Consider the following 7,250-nt stretch of genomic DNA (forward strand, 5'->3'; position numbering starts at 1 on the left):
CGCAATGGCGCCAAGACGCAAAGATTCTTTGTTCTTTCTTTGCGTCTTGGCGTCCTTGCGTTTTTTCGCAATTTCCGATTTTTCGCGAACTGAGTCACTACCATTGGGAGACAAGCTCTTGAATAGGGTGTCGATTTCGCAGTGCTCTGCATGCCCATCCGATTCACCACAGAGAACACAGAGAGCACAGAGAGCACAGAGATGAGAAACAACGCCAAGACGCCAAGGCGCAATGACGCAAAGAGAAAGAACCTTTGCGCCTTGGCGTCCTGGCGCCTTAGCGTTTCTTTCTCTGGGTTCTCTTTTTTGAATCGTTACTAAGCATGAACAACTACGGAACCAGCAAGGAGCCGAACCGTGGCGGCGATTGACGACCTGATTGCCCAGATCGAGGACAAGGCGTTGCGCGAGCGCCTGGCGGTGGAGCTGCGCCGCATCACCAAGGAGAAGAAGTTCGGCCTGGTGTTCGAAGATCATTTACCGGAACTGACTCCGATCTACAGCGCCAAGATACGCAGGCACAGCAAAGTGGCCTTGCGGGATGGACCACTAATAGACCTGTGGCGCGTGCTATTCGTCCGCGACGGCGAGGCCCATTGCCGCAACATGGGCAGCGGCGAGACGCGCCGGATTCCGGTGGATGATCTGGTGGTGGCGCGCCGGTTCGGGGAGCCGATCTTTCCGGCCCTGACGCCGGTGGACAAGGTGCGGAACGGGCCGGAGGATGTCCCCTGGCATACTCTGATCGAGGCGGACAACTACCACGCCCTGCAATTGCTGGAATATCTCTATGCCGGGCAGGTGGATTGCATCTATATCGATCCGCCGTATAACACCGGGGCGAGGGATTGGAAATACAACAATGATTATGTGGATGCCAATGACAACTGGAGGCATAGCAAATGGTTGACCTTTATGCGTAGAAGGCTGACGCTCGCAAAGCGGCTTTTGAATCCGAAGACTGGTGTCTTGATCGTCACTATCGACGAGCACGAAGTACATCATCTCGGGATGCTTCTTGAGCAGGTCTTTTCAGAATGCAATCGCCAGATGGCTACTATCGTGATCAATCAAAAAGGTGTAGCCCAAGGTCGTCTGTCGCGCTCCGAGGAATATGCCTTTTTTACCTTTATACCCGAAGCCTATTTGCCGGCTGCCCCTGACGATCTTCTTTCGCCGGAACGGGAAGGAGCCAGATTCACTAAGCCGAGATGGGAGCGGTTATTGCGGGGAGGTACGAATTCAAGGCGGCAAGACCGGCATTTGTTGTTTTTCCCCATTTTCATCGATCCGGAGAAAAGAAGGATTACAGATGTCGGTGATCCGTTGCCGTTGGATGAAACCCCAGATCTGGAAGGGCTGGATAAAACGGTCGCATGGCCGCTGCGTAAGGATGGTTCTCTGGGTAACTGGCGGGTGAGTCCACCGACCCTGCGCACACTCGTTGAGCAGGGTTTCGTTAAGCTTGGCGGCTACGATGAAAGAAGGAAGACATGGACGATCCTATACCTTGGCAAAAAGGCTCGCCGACAGATTGATGAAGGCGTAATCCAGGTTATCGCTCGAGACCCTGAGTCAGGCGCAGTCGATGTTGAGTACACGGAATCACAACAGAGAAATGTCAAGACCGTGTGGCACCGTCCATTGCACGATTCTGGTAATTACGGATCGAGCTTGCTCCGAAACATCCTTGGCAGTGAAGCTAGCTTTTCTTTTCCGAAATCGCTTTATGCGGTCAAAGACTCTTTGGCCACGGTATTGCGTGATCGTGAAAATGGTGTCGTTGTCGACTTCTTTGCTGGTTCCGGGACAACGCTTCATGCCGTAAATCTATTGAACGCTTTGGATGGTGGTCAACGTCGCTGCATCCTCATTACGAACAATGAAGTCTCCGATGAAGAGGCGAGATCGCTCAAACACCAAGGTCATCAGCCTGGTGAATCCAATTGGGAACAACACGGCATCTGCCAATCTGTCACCTGGCCCCGTTCCAAATACACGATTCTTGGTAAACGGGATGATGGCTCGGAACTGGACGGCGAATATCTCACAAGCAAGACCGTAGAAAGGGAGAAGCCCCGCAAATTCCAGCAAATCGGTTTCACTTCCATCGAAGATTTGAATACCGCCGCCAAGAAGAAACAGTTGGTGGCCCTGATCGACGGCATCCCGCAATCGGAGGTCAAGAAGGATTCCGCATTCGTGGTCTCCGAGAAGCACCCGGCCTCTATCCTGTTCGACGAGTCGCAGGCCGATGCCTGGCTGGAGGCGTTGGAGGATCAGGAACACATCACCGATCTCTACATGGTTACCGCCGGCAAGGCGACCTTCGATGATTTGAAGGTGCGCATCCATGATCTGCTCGGGCCAGTCATCGTTACCGAGGAAGAAAAGCGCCCGATGCGGGAGGGCTTTGCCGCCAATCTGGAGTATTTCCGGCTCGATTTCCTGGACCAGGACCATGTGGCCCTGGGCCGCCAGTTCCGGGAGATTCTGCCCCTGCTCTGGCTGCGGGCCGGGGCCATTGGGCCACGCCCGGAGCTACCGGCAAACCAGCCGCTTCCGGCTATGCTGATCCCGGAACGGAATCCCTTCGCCGTGCTGGTGGATGAAACCCGGTTCGCGGATTTTGCCGCCGAGTTGGAAGGTCGGGAGGATCTGACCCATGTGTTTCTGGTGACGGATTCGGAGGAGGCCTTCCAGGAGATGGCGGGCCAGTTGCAGGTTCCGAATCTGATCCAGCTCTACCGGGATTATCTGGAGAACTTTGTCATCAACAAGGGCGGGGATGGGACATGAAGTTCACCCGATATTTTCTCTACACCCGTCAACGGCCCGACCGGGCAGGAATCGAGCTGGCGTGGATCGAGGCGGTAGATCGCCGGCCATTGGCTACCCAGGTTCAAAAGGATGGCCGGATTCGCAAGTGGGGTTATATTGCGGAGGTGGAAAAATATCTGCGCATCGTCCTGCTCGAAGATGGCGAGACCGTCCATAACGCCTTTTTCGACCGGGACTTTCAGGAGCCATGAAATGAAGATCAAGTATTTCGAAGACACGGATACGGCGCACATGGAGTTGTCCGACCACCCCGTATCCGAGACCCGCGAGATCAGCGAGAATCTCTACATCGACCTGGATGCACAGGGCAATGTACTCGGTATGACGATCGAACATGCATCGGTTCAGGCGGATATGCGGGAGCTGGCATTTCAGCGGATCACCGCCGCAGGGTGAATCCGGATCTCCACCGAACGGCAAGCCGCCTGAGGCCTCGTAGGATGCGGTGAGCGCGGTAGGTCTTACAGGATGGCATCATGAGGAGGCGCGAACCGCATCAATGGACGCCCGGCCAGTGGCGAACGCATCTTGGGATGGTCCGTGCCCAAATTCGGTGTTCAATGTCAGGCAATACCCCTGTTCTCATCAACCTGACGAGAGGAAAAATCATGTCTACGGCTAAGGAATTAGTGCGCGAGGTGCTGGAGACTCAGCCGGAGGATGTCTCTTACGAGGAAATAATCCGGGAATTGGCCTTCGATCGCATGGTCGAACGCGGCCTGGACGATGTCCGGGCAAACCGCGTTATCGATAGTGAAGAGATGAGTGAACAAATAAAACAATGGTGCAATTGAATTGAACCGAAGAGGCAAAGCGCTGGTTGCAAGAGATTCATGCATACATCGCGCGAGATAATCCCGCCGCCGCGGAACGAGTGCTCCTCGGGATTGATGATAAAGCAAAACTGTTGACGGTGTTCCCCGAGATGGGTTACCGCTATCGGGAAACCCCGGAGGGAGAAGTGCGCATTCTTCTCTATGGGCACTATCGCATCGCTTATTTGTACCGGAGAGACGGTATGCGGGTCGATGTGCTTGGGGTATTTCACGGCGCCTTGGACATCGACAGGTATATGCCATGAAGGTCGGACTGTTTGATTTCCAGGAAGATGCGCTGGAACAATTGCGCACCAAGCTGACGACGGCCCGGCGGCTGGCGGCGGTCGATAACCCCCAGGCGGTCTCTTTTTCCGCGCCCACGGGGGCGGGCAAGACTATCGTTATGACGGCCCTGTTCGAGGACATCTTCTTCGGCGAGCCGGGATTCGATCCCCAGCCCGACGCGGCCATCCTGTGGATTTCGGATATGCCGGAACTGAATGAGCAGACCCGGCTGAAGATCGAGGGCAAATCGGACCGGGTAAACCGGGTGAGCATGTTGAGGACCATCGATGCCGGCTTCGACGCCGAACGGCTGGCGGGCGGCCACATCTATTTCATGAACACCCAGAAGCTCGGCAGCGAGAAGCTGCTGACGCGCACGGGGGACGGGCGGCAGCACAGCATCTGGGAGACTCTGACCAAGACCGCCCAGGCCGTGCCGGACCGTTTCTATGTAGTGATCGATGAGGCCCACCGGGGGATGCGCGGCGGTAAGGCGGCGGAGAAGGCGCGGACGATTCTGCAACGGTTCCTGCTGGGCAGCCCGGAGGATGGCCTGTGCCGGATGCCGCAGGTGATCGGGGTCTCCGCCACGCCGCGCCGGTTCGAGGAGTTGCTGGCGGGCACCACGCACACGGTGCGCAAGGTCTATATCGAGGCCGAGAAGGTGCGGGAATCGGGGCTGCTCAAGGACCGCATCCTGATCCATTACCCGGATGCGGCCAGTCAGGCGGAAATGACGCTGTTGGCCGAGGCGGCGCACCGCTGGCAGACCATCGAAAAGGGTTGGTCGGCCTATTGCCAAAAACAGCATGAAGAGATCGTGTGGCCGATCCTGGTGATTCAGGTGGAGGACGGCAGCGACAAGCTGCTGACCAGGACCAACCTGAGTACCAGCCTGGCGACGCTGGAGAGCGCCATCGGTCGCCGGCTGCGGGAAGGCGAGGTGGCGCACACCTTCAATGACAGCGGCGATCTGGATGTGGATGGCCGCCGGGTGCGACGCATCGAGGCCTCCCGCATCGAGGAAGAGCGCAACATCGGCGTGGTGCTGTTCAAGATGAGTCTCTCCACGGGTTGGGACTGCCCCCGCGCCGAGGTGATGATGTCGTTCCGCCGGGCGCAGGATCATACCTACATCGCCCAGCTGCTCGGGCGCATGGTGCGGACGCCGCTGGCGCGGCGGGTGGAGGCCGATGCTGCGCTGAACGACGTGCATTTGTTCCTGCCCCATTACGATCAGGCCACGGTGGAATCGGTCATTGAGGATTTGAGGAACGTCGAAGACGTGCCGCCGTCCGAAACGGGCACCAGCCGGGAGTTGGTGACCCTGTATCGCCGCGAGGGCCTGGAGGAGGTATTTAAGGCACTGGGCGAACTGGTGACCTACCGGGTGAATGCCGTGCGCAGGCAAAGTGCCTTGCGCCGCTTGATGGGATTGGGGCGCGGGTTGACCCATGACCGCATCGACGCGGACGCGCAAGGGACGGTGAAGACGCGGATTGTCGAGCAGATGGTCGAGGAGGTGCAGCGGTTGCGGGATGCCGGGACGCTCGAAGAACGAGCCAAGCAGATTACCGGCATCGATCTGAAAATCATTGCCGTGGGGCATGGAGCCGGCGTCGCGGAAGATGAGGGGGAGTACAGCATCGAGGCGGCTTCCGCCGACATCGACCGCCATTTTGAGCAAGCGGGGCGGCGACTGGGCAACGGGCTGCATATGGATTACTGGCGTTATCGGTCCGAAACAGGGGGGGATCGGGACGCCGATGCGGTGAAGGTGGAGGCGGTGGTGCTGGCCCAGGACCACGCGGGGATGAAGCGCCTGGAGACCTTTGCGGAGGGCCAATTCGATACGCTCTATGCCCAGCACAAGCGGGATATTGGCAAGCTGAAGGAGCAGCGGCGGCAGCATTTTCAGCGGTTGCGCCTGGCTACCAGCGTTCCGCAGACGATTCCGTGGGTCTTGCCGGAGACTATCGACTTCCGCCGTTCCCCGACGGCCGCCGAGTACGCCAAACACCTATTCCTCGAAGAGGACGGCAGGTTTCGGGCAGATCTCGGGGCCTGGGAGCAGGCGGTGTTGCAGGAGGAATTGGCTGATGCGTCGGCTATCGCTTGGCTGAGGAATCTGGACCGCAAGCCCTGGTCGCTGGAGATTCCTTACGAGGAGGCGGGAAACATGAAACCCATGTTCCCCGATCTGCTGGTGGTGAGGCGGGATTCAAAGGGTTTTCTGTTCGATATTCTGGAGCCCCATGATCCGAGTTTGAAGGACAATGCCGCCAAGGCCGTGGGCCTGGCCAGGTTCGCGGAGCGGCACTGGGCCTTGTTCGACCGGATACAATTGATCCGCAAGCAGAAGGGAGCCGATAGGGTGGAGCGGTATTTCCGGTTGGATGTCGGGAATGATGCCGTTCGGAAACAGGTCTTGGCGGTGACTACCAACAGCCAGCTCGACCAGGTTTTCGACGCTGAAGCAGTGGTCCGCTAAAGATGCCGCTGACATTTCATCCCCTTCTGCATATTTTGCGGGTAACCCGTAGGGTGGGTTGTGCCCACCACTACCGTGCCTAGCTGGTGAGCACAGCCCACCCTACGGGTCTGAGGTAGAGTCTGCTGTGCGGACCTTCTAAATGTCAACACGACCTAGTTCGGTGAATGCAGGCCGATGCGGTTCCCCTCGGTGTCGAGGATCATCGCGATGTAGCCGAACTCGCCGATCTGTTCTTTGGGCTGCAGCACTTTACCGCCCGCCCCTGCAACACGATCGAGTGGAACCTGTAGGTCATCGCCCGCATCGAGCCAAATGGTCACGCCGCTGTCGGCGCTTGGCTTAAAGCCCATAAAGGGATTCAAAGAGCCGGAGATGCCGGTCTCCATCTGGGGGAACACTGCGCAGGTCCCAGCCGGGGTGACAAGATCGGGCATTGTGATACCGAGCAGGGTGCTGTAGAAGGTCCTTGCACGTTCCAGGTCGGTAACAGGGATCGCGAACCAACTGATGGCGTGTTCGTTCATGGGTGAGCTCCTGTGGGATAAAGAGGCCGATTCTTCGTTACGGTTGCATCTTCGTTGGGGCAATGTGATCCTCGCTCCATGTAGATCCCGAATGGTTCCCACCGGCAATGCAGGAACTCGCATTCCTTGCTTGCGCTTGATTCGACTCAGAAACCTGGATGATCAAACGATTCCGGGATGTGTCAAGTTGCGTGTGAGGTCTTCATCATAAGGTAGTGGTAAACCTATAAGTGAAAAAGTAGAGCGATTCATCTTTTTGACCCCCTCTCCCCAACCCCTCTCCCGGCG

At 57.6% G+C, this 7,250-nt stretch carries 7 protein-coding genes and 1 pseudogene; 6 read left to right on the forward strand and 2 right to left on the reverse strand.

The genetic code is table 11. From position 1 onward, the window contains the following. A partial coding sequence (locus tag BQ17_RS22805; RefSeq protein ID WP_218068286.1) for a hypothetical protein occupies positions 1-477 on the reverse strand: 477 nt, incomplete at its 3' end. Here BQ17_RS22805 and BQ17_RS14570 point away from each other — a divergent pair. The 6 genes and pseudogenes from BQ17_RS14570 (at position 421) to BQ17_RS14595 (ending at position 6,435) form a co-directional block, all read left to right on the forward strand. Continuing rightward, positions 421-2,799, forward strand: coding sequence for a site-specific DNA-methyltransferase (locus tag BQ17_RS14570; protein ID WP_218068287.1), 2,379 nt, complete (start codon positions 421-423; stop codon positions 2,797-2,799). The genes BQ17_RS22805 and BQ17_RS14570 overlap by 57 nt on opposite strands. After that, positions 2,796-3,032, forward strand: coding sequence for a hypothetical protein (locus tag BQ17_RS14575; RefSeq protein WP_089728266.1), 237 nt, complete (start codon positions 2,796-2,798; stop codon positions 3,030-3,032). Before BQ17_RS14570 ends, BQ17_RS14575 begins: the two co-directional genes overlap by 4 nt. Before the next feature lies 1 nt (position 3,033). Further along, positions 3,034-3,237, forward strand: coding sequence for a DUF2283 domain-containing protein (locus tag BQ17_RS14580; protein ID WP_089728268.1), 204 nt, complete (start codon positions 3,034-3,036; stop codon positions 3,235-3,237). Between the two features lie 212 nt (positions 3,238-3,449). Then, positions 3,450-3,635, forward strand: coding sequence for a hypothetical protein (locus BQ17_RS14585; protein ID WP_089728274.1), 186 nt, complete (start codon positions 3,450-3,452; stop codon positions 3,633-3,635). Positions 3,636-3,652: 17 nt separating this feature from the next. Then, positions 3,653-3,922: pseudogene (locus BQ17_RS14590) on the forward strand (type II toxin-antitoxin system RelE/ParE family toxin); the annotation flags it as partial. Further along, positions 3,919-6,435: a DEAD/DEAH box helicase gene (locus BQ17_RS14595; protein WP_089728270.1), complete on the forward strand. Its 2,517-nt coding sequence runs from the start codon at positions 3,919-3,921 to the stop codon at positions 6,433-6,435. The pseudogene BQ17_RS14590 and the gene BQ17_RS14595, both read left to right, overlap by 4 nt. A 155-nt stretch (positions 6,436-6,590) precedes the next feature. Here the strand turns inward: BQ17_RS14595 and BQ17_RS14600 are convergent, their stop codons facing one another. Next, positions 6,591-6,962: a VOC family protein gene (locus BQ17_RS14600; protein WP_089728273.1), complete on the reverse strand. Its 372-nt coding sequence runs from the start codon at positions 6,960-6,962 to the stop codon at positions 6,591-6,593. Positions 6,963-7,250 lie beyond the last annotated feature (288 nt).

The sequence above is a fragment of the Candidatus Thiosymbion oneisti genome (assembly GCF_900092655.1).
Lineage (GTDB): Bacteria > Pseudomonadota > Gammaproteobacteria > Chromatiales > Chromatiaceae > Thiosymbion > Thiosymbion oneisti.